11 protein-coding genes and 1 rRNA gene are annotated in these 13,925 nt (G+C 52.1%); 4 read left to right on the top strand and 8 right to left on the bottom strand.

Annotated elements, in window-relative coordinates; translation table 11 throughout:
* Window positions 1–124: ribosomal RNA gene (locus tag BZK40_RS07160) — 16S ribosomal RNA — on the bottom strand; the annotation flags it as partial.
* A gap of 481 nt (window positions 125–605) precedes the next feature.
* On the opposite strand from BZK40_RS07160, the gene BZK40_RS07155 reads away from it, so the two are divergent.
* Complete coding sequence (locus BZK40_RS07155) at window positions 606–1,310, top strand: FadR/GntR family transcriptional regulator (RefSeq protein ID WP_003023753.1); 705 nt, start codon at window positions 606–608, stop codon at window positions 1,308–1,310.
* A gap of 1 nt (window position 1,311) precedes the next feature.
* A complete protein-coding gene (gene mdtD, locus BZK40_RS07150; protein ID WP_008786557.1) occupies window positions 1,312–2,739 on the top strand; it encodes a multidrug transporter subunit MdtD in 1,428 nt (475 codons plus the stop codon).
* Here the strand turns inward: mdtD and rbsR are convergent.
* From rbsR to kup, 7 genes are all read right to left on the bottom strand, one after another.
* Window positions 2,705–3,697 carry a ribose operon transcriptional repressor RbsR gene (gene rbsR, locus BZK40_RS07145; protein WP_095533112.1) on the bottom strand — a complete coding sequence of 331 codons (993 nt, stop codon included), beginning with the start codon at window positions 3,695–3,697 and terminating at the stop codon, window positions 2,705–2,707. The genes mdtD and rbsR overlap by 35 nt on opposite strands.
* Window positions 3,698–3,700: 3 nt before the next feature.
* Window positions 3,701–4,630, bottom strand: a complete 930-nt coding sequence (rbsK, locus tag BZK40_RS07140; protein ID WP_003826997.1) for a ribokinase — start codon at window positions 4,628–4,630, stop codon at window positions 3,701–3,703.
* A 141-nt stretch (window positions 4,631–4,771) separates the two neighbouring features.
* Window positions 4,772–5,662 carry a ribose ABC transporter substrate-binding protein RbsB gene (rbsB, locus tag BZK40_RS07135; RefSeq protein WP_003023760.1) on the bottom strand — a complete coding sequence of 297 codons (891 nt, stop codon included), beginning with the start codon at window positions 5,660–5,662 and terminating at the stop codon, window positions 4,772–4,774.
* Window positions 5,663–5,686: 24 nt separating this feature from the next.
* Window positions 5,687–6,652: a ribose ABC transporter permease gene (gene rbsC, locus BZK40_RS07130; RefSeq protein ID WP_045449027.1), complete on the bottom strand. Its 966-nt coding sequence runs from the start codon at window positions 6,650–6,652 to the stop codon at window positions 5,687–5,689.
* Between the two features lie 5 nt (window positions 6,653–6,657).
* Complete coding sequence (gene rbsA, locus BZK40_RS07125) at window positions 6,658–8,163, bottom strand: ribose ABC transporter ATP-binding protein RbsA (RefSeq protein WP_079934393.1); 1,506 nt, start codon at window positions 8,161–8,163, stop codon at window positions 6,658–6,660.
* 7 nt (window positions 8,164–8,170) lie between these two features.
* Window positions 8,171–8,590 carry a D-ribose pyranase gene (rbsD, locus tag BZK40_RS07120; protein ID WP_003827001.1) on the bottom strand — a complete coding sequence of 140 codons (420 nt, stop codon included), beginning with the start codon at window positions 8,588–8,590 and terminating at the stop codon, window positions 8,171–8,173.
* Window positions 8,591–8,782: 192 nt separating this feature from the next.
* Window positions 8,783–10,651, bottom strand: a complete 1,869-nt coding sequence (kup, locus tag BZK40_RS07115; RefSeq protein ID WP_003827003.1) for a low affinity potassium transporter Kup — start codon at window positions 10,649–10,651, stop codon at window positions 8,783–8,785.
* A 329-nt stretch (window positions 10,652–10,980) separates the two neighbouring features.
* Between kup and ravA the strand changes: the two genes are divergently transcribed.
* Both ravA and viaA read left to right on the top strand, forming a co-directional pair.
* Window positions 10,981–12,477: an ATPase RavA gene (ravA, locus tag BZK40_RS07110; protein WP_020996042.1), complete on the top strand. Its 1,497-nt coding sequence runs from the start codon at window positions 10,981–10,983 to the stop codon at window positions 12,475–12,477.
* A complete protein-coding gene (gene viaA, locus BZK40_RS07105) occupies window positions 12,471–13,922 on the top strand; it encodes an ATPase RavA stimulator ViaA (RefSeq protein WP_008786554.1) in 1,452 nt (483 codons plus the stop codon). The genes ravA and viaA overlap by 7 nt, the downstream gene beginning before the upstream one ends.
* Window positions 13,923–13,925 lie beyond the last annotated feature (3 nt).

Raw genomic sequence — 13,925 nt, 5'->3', positions numbered from 1 at the left:
GACATTACTCACCCGTCCGCCACTCGTCACCCAAGGAGCAAGCTCCTCTGTGCTACCGTTCGACTTGCATGTGTTAGGCCTGCCGCCAGCGTTCAATCTGAGCCATGATCAAACTCTTCAATTTAAAAGTTTGATGCTCAATGAATTAAACTTCGTAATGAATTACGTGTTCACTCGTTGAGACTTGGTATTCATTTTTCGTCTTGCGACGTTAAGAATCCGTATCTTCGAGTGCCCACACAGATTGTCTGATAAATTGTTAAAGAGCAGTGCCGCTTTGCTTTTTCTCAGCGGCGCGGGGTGTGCATATTACGCCATCCCGCTACGAAGTCAAGCATTTAATTTCGCTTTCTTCGCCGGAGTTCTCAGTGGAACCCCGCTGACCCGGCGGCTTGTAATCCGTTGTTCCGTGTCAGTGGAGGCGCATTATAGGGAGTTATTTCAGGCTGACAAGGGGAAATTTAAAATAACTTTCCGAGTGCGTGTTTTTTCACCAAAACCACCATTAACATGCCATAAAATAAGCAAATTGCCGTTTTTGCAGCCGCAATCACACTTCCAGGTGGCATACTAATGAATAAGAAAAAGAGTAAGGAAGAACATTCATGCCGTTAAATGCCCAACAGCTAGCCGCACAGAAAAACTTGTCCTACGTTCTGGCCGAAAAGCTGGCTCAGCGAATATTAAAAGGTGAATACGCACCGGGTGCGATATTGCCTGGCGAAATAGAGCTAGGCGATCAGTTTGGCGTGAGTCGCACCGCGGTAAGAGAGGCAGTAAAAACATTAACGGCAAAAGGTATGGTATTACCGCGCCCACGTATTGGTACACGCGTCATGCCGCAAGCAAACTGGAACTTCCTTGACCAGGAGCTGCTCACCTGGTGGATGACAGAAGATAATTTCCCGCAGGTCATTAAACATTTTCTGGTGATGCGTATCAGCCTGGAGCCTCAGGCGTGCTTACTGGCAGCGACCATAGGTACGGCTGAACAGAAAGCGCACCTCAACACGCTGATGGAAGAGATGGTCGAGCTGAAAAGAAACTTCAGACGCGAACGCTGGATTGAGGTTGATATCGCCTGGCATGAGCACATCTATGAAATGAGTGCGAATCCGTTCCTTATTTCCTTTGCATCTCTGTTCCATTCGGTTTACCAGACCTACTTTACCTCTATTACCTATAACGATGTGGTGAAACTGGATTTGCACCAGGCCATTGTCGATGCAATAGATGATAACGATGGCGATCGCGCCTTTGCTGCCTGTCAGGCATTGCTGATAGCACCGAACGTGCTACCGGATAAATAATATGTCAGAAAAGAAATCTCGCAGTATGGCCGGGCTACCGTGGATAGCAGCCATGGCCTTTTTTATGCAGGCACTAGACGCCACGATCCTCAATACCGCCCTACCCGCAATAGCACATAGTCTTAACCGCTCTCCACTCGCCATGCAGTCGGCCATTATCAGCTATACCCTGACTGTCGCGATGCTGATCCCGGTAAGTGGTTGGCTGGCAGACCGATTTGGTACCCGACGCGTCTTTATGATTGCCGTTAGCCTGTTTACATTGGGATCGCTGGCCTGCGCGCTGTCCAGTTCCTTAAGCGAGCTGGTGATTTTCCGTGTCATTCAGGGGATCGGTGGCGCCATGATGATGCCCGTTGCCCGTCTGGCGTTATTGCGTGCTTACCCCCGCAGCGAACTGCTTCCCGTGCTTAACTTCGTCACCATGCCAGGACTTGTGGGGCCGATTTTAGGTCCGGTATTGGGCGGTGTACTGGTTACATGGGCCAGTTGGCACTGGATCTTCCTGATTAATATTCCAATTGGCATTGCCGGTATCTTCTATGCCCGCAAATATATGCCGAACTTCACCACGCCACGCCGCGGTTTTGATATGACCGGTTTCTTTCTGTTTGGTTTGAGCCTGGTGTTGTTTTCCAGCGGCGTTGAATTGTTCGGTGAGAAGCTTGTCGAGACCTGGGTCGCACTCGGTATTATTCTTGCCAGTGTGTTGTTACTACTCGCCTATATTCGCCATGCGCGTCGCCACCCAACGCCGCTGATATCGCTTCCGATATTTAAGACTCGGACCTTTTCTGTTGGGATCGCCGGAAACCTCGCCACTCGCCTGGGCACAGGCTGCGTGCCCTTCTTAATGCCGCTGATGTTGCAGGTAGGATTTGGATATCCGGCTCTGATAGCCGGCTGCATGATGGCGCCAACAGCGTTGGGTTCAATTCTGGCAAAATCCATGGTGACGCAGGTACTGCGCAAACTCGGCTACAGGACCACATTGGTGGGTGTTACGGTATTTATCGGCCTGATGATTGCGCAGTTCGCTTTGCAATCTCCTGCCATGCCGATCTGGATGCTAATCCTGCCGTTGTTCATTTTAGGTATGGCGATGTCCACCCAGTTTACTTCAATGAATACCATCACTCTGGCGGATCTGACCGATGAAAATGCCAGCAGCGGCAACAGCGTATTGGCCGTTACTCAGCAGTTATCAATCAGTTTAGGGGTTGCCATCAGCGCCGCCGTTCTACGTATCTATGAAGGTATGGAAGGAACCAATACGGTCGAACAGTTCCACTACACCTTTATGACGATGGGCGCTATCACGGTAATATCCGCGCTGATGTTCATGCTGCTAAAAGCCAAAGATGGACGTAACCTGATCAAAGATCGGCACAAACCTAAACCGACCCCCGCTCCATCAGAACAGGAGTAAGCTGCAAACGCTGTTGCTGTAATGCGGGCTGCGCCATCCGGTGAATTAATACATCGATGGCCAGTTCGCCCAATTCATCTTTTGGTTGGTGGATGGTCGTCAGGGGCGGCGTCATATAGCGCGCCAGCTCGATATCATCGTAACCCACCACAGCCATATCCTGCGGAATGCGCAATCCTGACTGGTACAGAGCCTGATACGCGCCAACTGCCATTGCATCATTGCCGGTAAAAACGGCCTGCGGTCGCTGTTTATGCGACAGCAACGTTTGCATAGCTTCAAAGCCGCCGCCGAACTCAAAGTCACCGGTAATCTCGTAGCCTTCCGGGACAGACAACCCCGCCCGCTTCATTGCTGCCCGATATCCTTCCAGACGCAAACGCGCCGGGGTTTTATCCAGCGGCCCGGTGATGCAGGCAATGCGCGTAAAACCTTTTTCGATAAGATGTTGCGTGGCTAAATCCCCGCCCAGCAAGGAGTTATCCTGAATCAGATCGCTTTCACCATCAAAAGGCGACCAGTCCATCATCACGGTCGGTATAGAAGGATAACGCTGCATTATCTCTCTGGAAGGCTGATGTGTTTCGGTGCAGAGCAGCAACAAGCCGTCCACACGTTTTTGCATCAGAGTTTCCAGGTTACGGTTCATGCGCTGTTCATCGCCTTCGGTATTGCACAGCACCAGGCTGTAGCCGCGCTCAAAACAGCTACGTTCAACGCCGCGCACTAGTTCAGAATAGAAGGGATTGGTACTGGCAGTGATTAACATGCCAATCGTGCGGGTCTGGTTTAACTTGAGACTACGCGCCAGCGCGGAGGGCGCGTAGTTAAGCGCTTTAATTGCAGCTTCTACTTTGTCAGTGACGGACTCACTGACAAAGCGATCTTTATTAATGACGTGAGAAACCGTCGACGTGGAAACACCCGCCAGGCGGGCGACGTCCTTCATTGTAGCCAAGCGTTACCTCTGTTGACTTAAAAACGCTTCTATTTCTTCGCGCCACGGAACGGAAGGCTGTGCGCCTTTACGGGTAACCGCAATCGCCGCAGCGGCATGCGCAAAACGGATCGCTTCAGGCAGCGGAGTCTCTTCCAGCAACGCCGTAATTAACGCGCCATTAAAGGTGTCTCCAGCGGCAATAGTATCAACGGCTTCCACTTTAAAACCGGGCACACGCTGTCCTTCGCCATTAACGCTGGCCCACACACCGCGACTACCTAAAGTAATCAGTACAGTATGGATACCTTTAGCGTGCAATGCCTGCGCCGCTTTGGCCGCGTCTTCATCATTTTCGACCCGGATCCCCGTCAGCTTTTCAGCCTCGGTTTCATTCGGGGTAATAATATCCACCAGCGCCAGCAGTTCATCAGAAAGTTCACGTGCCGGTGCCGGGTTCAGGGCGACCATGGTCTTATTTTGATGTGCAATCTTTGCTGCAGTCAGTACGCTTTCGATCGGCGATTCTAACTGCATAAGTAAGGCGGACGCCTGAGCAATACGCTCATGCTGCGCTTCCACCAGCGCTGGCGAAAGAGCTGCGTTCGCTCCGGCATGAATGCCGATAACGTTCTCACCTTCACCATTCACAAAAATCAACGCCACACCGGTCGATTCCCCCGAAATTACGCTAATCGGCGCAATATCGATGTTATCTTTGGCTAACTGTTTACGCACACTTTCGCCAATATCATCATCGCCCGTACAGGCAATGAATGCGATATTCGCGCCACTACGACCCGCAGCAACAGCCTGATTCGCGCCTTTACCGCCAAATGCGACCTGATAATGGCTACCTGTTACGGTTTCACCAGGTGTCGGGAAAGAGTTAAGGTTAAGGATGTGATCGGCATTGATACTGCCAAGAACAACGAGGTTGCCTGCGGTTTTCATATTTGGTGTTCCAAGTCAAAGTGCGCCACCGGGTTAGGGTGGCGCGTGCCCTGCTTTTCTTTTTACGCTTTCATCCCCAAAATCAGATACGGGGATGGCGTATTTATGTCTCCATCAGGCCGCGAGCGACCTGAATCGGTATTACTGCTTGATGACCAGCTTCAGGTCAACCGGATATTTAGCCTGAACCTTCTCGCCTTTCAGGACTTTATCCGCAGTCTCAACGCCTTTCGCGCCGATCTGATCCGGCAACTGAGCAATGGTCGCAGCCAGTTTGCCATCATTTACTGCTTTTTCGCCATCTGGAGTGCCGTCAAATCCAACCACCATCACATCAGATTTACCCGCGGTTTGCAGTGCGCGCAGCGCACCCAGCGCCATTTCATCGTTCTGGGCAAATACGGCCTGCACATCAGGATGCGCGGTCAGCAGGTTCTGCATGACGTTCAGACCTTTGGTGCGGTCGAAGTCTGCCGGCTGGCTGGCCAGTACGTTAAATTTGTGTGCCGCAACGGCCTGCTGGAAACCTTCGCCACGCTCACGCGCCGCTGAAGTTCCGGCAATCCCTTGCAGTTCGATAACTTTCGCGCCTTCACCTGCTTTCTTCGCGATGTAATCACCCGCAATTTTGCCACCCAACACGTTATCAGACGCGATGTGGCTTACCACTTCGCCTTTGGAGGCAACACGGTCAAGGGTAATAACCGGAATTTTTGCCTGGTTAGCCATCTTCACAGCATTACCAACGGCATCAGAGTCAGTCGGGTTGATCAGCAGAATTTTAGTTCCACGAACCGTTAAGTCCTGAACGTTAGCCAGCTCTTTCGCCGGGTTGTTCTGCGAGTCCAGAATCACCAGGTTGTAACCCAGCTTATCCGCCTCTTTTTGCGCCCCATCCTTCAGAGAAACAAAGAACGGGTTGTTGAGGGTGGAGACCACCAGCGCAATGGTATCTTTCGCCATCGCATTCGCGCTCACGGTGGCGCTCAGCGCAACAGCAGAAACCAGGGTAGCCAGTTTTTTCATGTTCATATTTAAGATGTCCTGTAATCGTTGTTACTGCTTTTTGTTGTCTACCAGTACCGCCAGCAAAATCACCACCGCTTTGACGATCATCTGGTAATAGGAGGATACACCTAACAAATTCAAACCATTATTGAGGAAACCAAGAATCAATGCGCCGATCAGCGTCCCAACAATACGTCCTTTACCACCCGCCAGGCTGGTACCGCCTAACACCACCGCTGCGATAGCATCCAGCTCATAGCCAGTACCTGCCGTCGGTTGTGCGGAGGAGAGTCGCGCGACTTCAATGATGCCCGCCAGCGATGCCAGCAGACCGCACAGTGAGTAAACGATAATTTTGATTTTACTGACGCTGATACCAGACAAACGCGTTGCCGCTTCGTTACCGCCCAGCGCGTAGATATAACGGCCCAGACGAGTGTGGTGCAGCATGTACCACGCCGCGAGGAAGACAATCCCCATGATCCACACTGGCGTAGGGATGCCTAACGGACGACCAATACCAAACCAGCCAAACACATCGGCATTGTCAGTAAACCCGGTATTAACCGGACTGCCGTTGGTGTACACCATGGTCACGCCGCGCAGCAGCAGCATCATCACTAGCGTTGCAATAAACGCCTGCACCCGGCCTTTCGCAACAATCACCCCGGTGACTGCGCCAATGGCAGCGCCGAGCGCCAGGGCCGCAGCAACAGCCACCAGCGCATTGACCTCAATCCCTACAATTGAAGCCGCAACCGCGCCGGTAAGCGCCAGCAAGGAACCGACGGACAGATCAATACCCGACGTCAGGATAACCAGCGTCATGCCAACGGCCATGATGGCGTTCACCGACGTTTGCTGGAGAATGTTGAACAGGTTATTAACGGTAAAAAAGTTAGGGCTCATGGTGGAAACAATCGCGATCAGCACTAACAGAGCGATGAGCGACTTTTGCTCCAGAAGCCATGCTTTAGTGAAATAACGGCGACCAGAAACAGCCTGGGTAGTCATCTTTTTTACTCCTGATTCACGCGATTAAGCTTGCCCACAGCGGCAGCCATTAATACTTCCTGAGTGGCCTGCTCGCGAGTGAACTCACCGCCGAGATGCCCTTCATGCATAACGATAATTCGATCGCTCATGCCCAATACTTCTGGCATCTCAGAGGAGACCAGAATGATACTCAGCCCGTCAGCCTTAAACTGGTTGATAAGCTGATAGATTTCTTTCTTGGCTCCAACGTCAACGCCGCGCGTTGGTTCATCAAGGATCAGCACTTTTGGCCGGGTCATCAGACCGCGCGCAATCGCCACTTTCTGCTGGTTACCACCGGAAAGCAGGCCGATAGCCTGTTCCATTGATGGTGTTTTAACATTGAACAGACGAATAAAATCCCCCACCGCCTGCTGCTCATCTTTATGTTTCAGGCTTCCACCGGTGCGGCTGAAATAACGCAGCGCGGTCAGTGACATGTTCTCTTTCACCGACATGCCCAGCACTAAGCCATCGCGTTTACGGTCTTCAGAAATATAGACGATGCCGTTAGCCAACCCATCCTGCGGCGAACGGGTAACCACTTCATGGCCATCAAGCGTGACGTAACCGCTGGTGCGCGGCAATGCGCCGTACAACACTTTCATCAGTTCGGTACGTCCGGCCCCCATCAGCCCGGATACGCCAAGGATCTCGCCTTTACGCAGCGTGAACGAAACATCGTTTACGCCAGGACCGCACAGGTTATCGACCTTCAGGCGAAGATCACCCGGCGCTTTTTCCAGGCGCGGGTACTGATCTTCCAGCTTACGTCCCACCATCATTTCAATCAGCGAGTCTTCAGTCAGCGAGGCAACTTCACGTTCGGCAATAAACTGCCCGTCGCGGAAGACGGTTACGTCATCGCAAATCTCGAAGATCTCTTTCATACGGTGAGAAATATAGACAATGCCGCGTCCCTGGGATTTCAGTTCGCGGATGACGCGGAACAGGGATTCGGTTTCGGTATCGGTGAGGGCATCCGTCGGTTCATCCATAATGATGACCTTCGATTCAAAGCTCAGCACTTTGGCAATTTCGACCATCTGTTGATCGCCAATCGACAGCTCACCAACCAGTCTGTCGCTTTTAAAGCGCAGATTCAGTTTGGCGAGCAGCAGATCGGCTTCGGCGTACATCTTCTTCCAGTCAATTTTGCCAAAGCGATTCACAAACTCACGGCCAAGAAAAATGTTCTCGGCGATAGTGAGTTGCGGGATCAGGTTCAGCTCCTGGTGGATGATACCGATTCCGGCTTCCTGGGAGGATTTCGGGCCGTTAAAGATGGTCTCTTTCCCCAGCCACAATAAAGAACCGGCATCACGGGTATAGATCCCGGTCAGCACTTTCATCATGGTGGATTTGCCCGCGCCGTTTTCGCCCACCAGCGCCATTACGCGGCCAGGGTAGACATTCAGCGCGGCGCCGGATAGCGCTTTTACGCCCGGGAACGCTTTATCGATCCCTTTGAGTTGCAGTAATGCGTTCATGATGGCCTCAGAACGTGACGCCAGCACAGAGAATGATATTCGCATACGGAGAACATTCTCCGCTGCGAATTACCGCCTGACTGTCTGCGGTTTGTTTTTTGAATTGTTCATGCGTGGTGTAACGAATTTCTATGGTGTTTCCCTGGTGTTGTTGCAGTTGCTCAATGTGGCTGAGCAACGTTTCGTGGAGTTGCGGATTATGTTGTTTAATTTCCGACGCGAGAATGGCTGCCTCGACCTGCATTTCACGTGTGACCACATCCAGCACCTGCATAAAAGAAGGTACGCCCTGGGTTAATGCCATATCAATACGCGTTGTGCTGTTCGGGATGGGTAAACCTGCATCACACACCACCAGCGTATCGGTATGCCCCAGACGGGAGATCACCGTTGAAATTTCAGAGTTGAGTACCGTGCCTTTCTTCATTTTCTTTCCCCACTAGCGAAACGTTTCGCTGAAGATAAGTGTAGTGCGAAGAGTGGACAGAAAACCACCGCGACGTTACGAAAATGTGATCGCCATCGAAACGTTTCGCAAGGATTATCATTCGATGAAATGAAAACTGAGAGGGGCAAAACAAAACGCCCCCTTTCGCGATGAAAGAGGGCGTCGATGAGATTAAATCTCTACCTGAGTACCAAGCTCAATAACCCGGTTCGGTGGGATTTCAAACTGGTCCGGCGCGCGCAGCGCGTTGCGCTGTAGCAGCAGATACAGCTTGCCGCGCAGACGCAGGTACCATGGCCGCTTGCCAACAATCAACGACTCATGCGACATAAAGAAAGAGGTTTCCATCATTCGACAGCTTAAACCTTCCAGACCGCAGCGATGGAACACTTCCTCAACGTTCGGCGTTTCACGCCAACCGTAGCTAGCCACCACGCGCCAGAAGGTGGGCGATAACTGCTCAATCTGCACCCTACGCACGTTGTGAACATAGGGCGCATCTTCCGTGCGCAGCGTCAGCAGAATAACGCGCTCATGCAGCACCTTGTTATGCTTGAGGTTATGCAGAAGCGCAAACGGGATGACGTTCAGTGCGCGGGACATATACACCGCCGTTCCCGGCACGCGTACCGGTGGCGATTTCTCCAGAGAAGCAATCATCGCCTCCAGAGAGTTACCGTGCTCATGCATGCGACGCAGCAGACGGAAGCGTTCGCTTTTCCAGGTGGTCATGATGGTGAACATCACCAGACCCAGCGTCAGAGGCAGCCAACCGCCGGAAATAAGCTTATCGAGGTTCGCGGAGAACAGCGGAACATCGACGCACAAGAACGCCACCAGGATCAGGAAGACGAAGTATTTATTCCAGTGCCAGTTTTTGCGCGCCACGGTGGTCGACAGAATTGAAGTCAGTACCATCGTCCCCGTTACCGCAATCCCATACGCTGCGGCAAGGTTACTGGAGTGTTCAAAGCTCACTATCACGATAACTACCGCAAAATAGAGCATCCAGTTAACGAAAGGAATGTAAATCTGGCCCGATTCCATTTCCGAGGTATGGATGATACGCATCGGCGATAAATACCCCAGACGTACGGCCTGACGCGTCAGCGAGAAGACACCGGAGATAACCGCCTGAGAGGCGATGACCGTTGCCAGCGCGGCGAGGATCAACAATGGAATTAATGCCCAGTCCGGCGCCAGCAGGAAAAACGGGTTTTTGATCGCTTCAGGATGCTTTAACAGCAACGCGCCCTGCCCAAAATAGTTCAGCACCAGTGAAGGCAATACAACTGAGAACCATGCCAGACGAATCGGCAATTTACCGAAGTGGCCCATATCCGCATACAGCGCTTCAACACCGGTAATCGACAGCACCACCGCACCCAGCGCGATAAAGGACAGCGTTTTGAATTCGAGGAAGAAATGCACCGCCCAATACGGATTGAGCGCCTGCAGCACTTCCGGATTGCCAATAATACTGCGCACGCCTAATACCGCGAGCGTCAGGAACCATAGCAGCATAATCGGCGCAAACAGCTTACCGACCATGCCGGTACCGTGTTTTTGAATCAAAAACAGCAGGGTCAGCACAATTATTGAGAGCGGAACAATCCAGGTATCCAGTTGCGGGGCAACTATCTCCAGACCTTCAATTGCAGACATCACCGAAATGGCTGGCGTAATCACCACTTCACCATAGAAGAAGCTGCCGCCTATCAATCCCATAATGACCAGCATGGAGGTTGTTCGCGCCGAGGTATTACGCCCGGCCAATGACATCAGCGTCAGGATCCCGCCTTCTCCGGCGTTATCTGCGCGCATGACAAACGTCAGGTATTTAATGGAGACAACAAAGATCAGCAGCCAGAAAATCAGCGAGAGAAAACCAAATACGGCATCACGTTCAACGCCAAAACCAAACTGGCCGGACAAACATTCACGAAGCGTATAAAGTGGGCTGGTACCAATATCACCGTAGACAACCCCAATGGCCGCAAGGGTAATCGCAGACAATGATTGTTTATTATCAGTGCTCATAGACTCGTCTTTCGTTTATACACATCATCTTTCAAGTCACTCCGTGTGGGCTGCATTCGTTATTCCCCCCATCCCAGAAGAAAACTCCATTGCCGCCTTGGTGCAGCTTGATTGATTTGGTGTATATATAAGAAATGTGTGCGTCGTCCCTTGGCCCACAAAAAGGCGCACAGTATGCACGATTAATCACAAAATCGTACCCCTAAATGAGACCAGATTAATCTGGCTCAAAGAAAAATAAGCGCACCTTCAGTCTATTACTGCAATGGTGTGAAGCATCTATACTCGCAGTTTATGCAGTACATTTGGCGAAAGGACGCCACTTCATTATGGCTCACCCACATTTATTAGCGGAAAGAATTTCCCGTCTGAGCAATGCGCTGGAAAAGGGACTTTATGAACGTAGCCACGCCATTCGTCTGTGTCTGCTGGCAGCACTCAGCGGCGAGAGCGTTTTCTTATTAGGTCCCCCGGGGATCGCAAAAAGCTTAATTGCCCGCCGACTGAAGTTTGCCTTCCAAAACGCACGCGCTTTTGAATACCTGATGACGCGCTTCTCTACGCCCGAAGAGGTGTTTGGTCCGCTGTCCATTCAGGCGTTAAAAGACGAAGGTCGCTATGAACGCTTAACGGCGGGCTATCTTCCTGAAGCTGAAATCGTTTTTCTCGATGAAATCTGGAAAGCAGGCCCGGCAATTCTTAACACCCTGTTGACCGCCATTAACGAACGTCACTTCCGTAACGGCGCGTATGAAGAAAAAATTCCGATGCGTCTGCTGGTGGCGGCTTCCAACGAACTGCCTGAAGCCGACAGCAGCCTGGAAGCGCTGTACGACCGTATGCTGATTCGTCTGTGGCTGGATAAAGTTCAGGACAAGGCCAATTTCCGCTCCATGCTGTTAAGTCAGCAGGATGAAAGCGACAATCCGGTCCCGGCATCATTGCAGGTGACGGATGAAGAGTATCACCAGTGGCAAAAAGACATTGGTGCGATCAAGCTTCCCGATCGCGTGTTTGAGCTCATTTTCACGCTGCGCCAACAGTTGGACGTGTTACCGAATGCTCCTTATGTGTCCGATCGTCGCTGGAAAAAAGCGATCCGCTTACTCCAGGCCAGTGCTTTCTTTAGCGGACGCGATGCGGTAGTACCTATCGACCTGATCCTGCTGAAAGATTGCCTGTGGTACGACGCACAAAGCCTGAATCTGATGCAACAACAGCTTGAAATATTGATGACCGGACACGCCTGGCAACAGCAAGCCATGCTGACGCGCCTGGGCAGCATTGTGCAGCGTCGCATTCAGCTCCAGCAGCAGCAAAGCGACAAAACGGCGTTCACGGTGATCCGCCAGGGCGGAATGTTCAGCCGTCGTCCTCATTATGATTTACCGCCAGAAGCCTCGTCTTCTGTCGTGACATTACTGCTGCAAAAGCCTTTAAAACTGCATGATATGGAGGTTATCCATATAGCTTTCGAACGTGGCGCGCTGGAACTGTGGCTAACAAAAGGCGGGGAGATCCGCGGAAAACTAAACGGGATCGGCTTTGCCCAAACGCTGAATATGGAAGTCGATAGCGCACAGCATCTGGTTGTACGCGATGTCAGTTTACAAGGTTCTCGCCTGGCGCTGCCGGGTGCTTCGCAAGAGAGTATGCCCGCAGAGATAAAACAGGAGCTTGAAGCGCTCGATAATGAGTGGCATCAGCAGCACAGCGCATTCAGCGAACAGCAAAAATGCCTGTTTATTCATAGCGACTGGTTAGGCCGCATTGAGGCCAGCCTGCAGGATGTCGGGGCGCAAATCCGCCAGGCGCAACAATGCTGACCCTTGATACGCTCAACATCATGCTGGCAGTCAGCGAAGAGGCGATGATCGAAGAGATGATCGTCGCCCTGCTGGCTTCCCCAAAGATGGTGGTATTTTTTAAAAAATTTCCTCGCCTTAAAAAAGCGATCACTGACGACATTCCCCGCTGGCGTGAATCATTGCGTAGCCGCCTCAAAGATACCCATGTACCGCCGGAGCTGATGGAGGAGGTTATGTGCTATCAACAAAGCCAGCTCCTCTCTCATGCGCAGTTTATCGTTCAGCTACCGCAAATATTATCCCTATTGCACCGCCTCCATTCGCCTTGGGCCGGGCAAGCGCAGCAACTGGTCAATGACAACAGCACCTTTACGCCCGCCCTACATACGCTTTTTCTCCAGCGCTGGCGCCTGAGCCTGGTAGTGCAAACCACAACGCTGAATCAGCAACTGCTGGAAGAAGAGCGCGAGCATTTGCTCAGTGAAGTACAAGAACGGATGACCCTCAGCGGGCAACTGGAACCTGTACTGGCAGAAAATGACAACGCAGCAGGCCGGTTGTGGGATATGAGCGCGGGCCAAATCAAGCGCGGTGATTATCAGTTGATGGTGAAATACGGCGAATTTCTGACGCAACAACCCGAACTCCAGCGCCTGGCCGAGCAGTTAGGTCGTTCCAGAGAGGCGAAATCCGTGCCGCGTAAAGATGCGCCAATGGAAACCTTCCGTACCCTGGTGCGCGAACCTGCAACCGTCCCGGAGCAGGTGGATGGCATCCAGCAAAGTGACGATATCCTGCGCCTGCTACCGCCAGAGCTGGCCACGCTGGGCATTACCGAACTGGAATACGAGTTCTACCGACGGCTGGTGGAAAAGCAACTGCTCACCTACCGCCTGCACGGCGAAGCATGGCGTGAGAAAGTAACGGAACGTCCGGTGGTGCATCAGGATTTTGACGAGCAGCCGCGCGGGCCTTTTATCGTCTGCGTTGATACCTCGGGATCGATGGGCGGGTTTAATGAGCAGTGTGCGAAAGCCTTTTGCCTGGCGCTAATGCGCGTCGCCCTTGCCGATAACCGGCGCTGTTTCATTATGCTGTTTTCAACAGAAGTGGTGCGCTATGAGCTTTCCGGTCCGGAGGGCATCGAACAGGCGATCCGCTTTTTAAGTCAGCGCTTTCGTGGTGGCACTGATATTGCCAGCTGTTTTCGCGCCATAATTGAGCGCATGCAGGGTCGGGAATGGTTTGATGCCGATGCGGTGGTGATCTCAGATTTTATCGCTCAGCGATTGCCCGATGAGGTCGTCAATAAAGTGGGTGAATTACAGCGGGTGCACCAGCACCGTTTTCACGCGGTGGCGATGTCAGCACATGGCAAACCCGGCATCATGCGCATTTTCGATCATATCTGGCGCTTTGATACCGGGATGCGAAGCCGCCTGCTCAGACGCTGGCGGCGTTAATTG

This window comes from Citrobacter portucalensis (assembly GCF_002042885.1).
GTDB classification, from domain to species: Bacteria; Pseudomonadota; Gammaproteobacteria; order Enterobacterales; family Enterobacteriaceae; genus Citrobacter; species Citrobacter portucalensis.
This window is presented reverse-complemented; position numbering and strand designations above follow the sequence as displayed.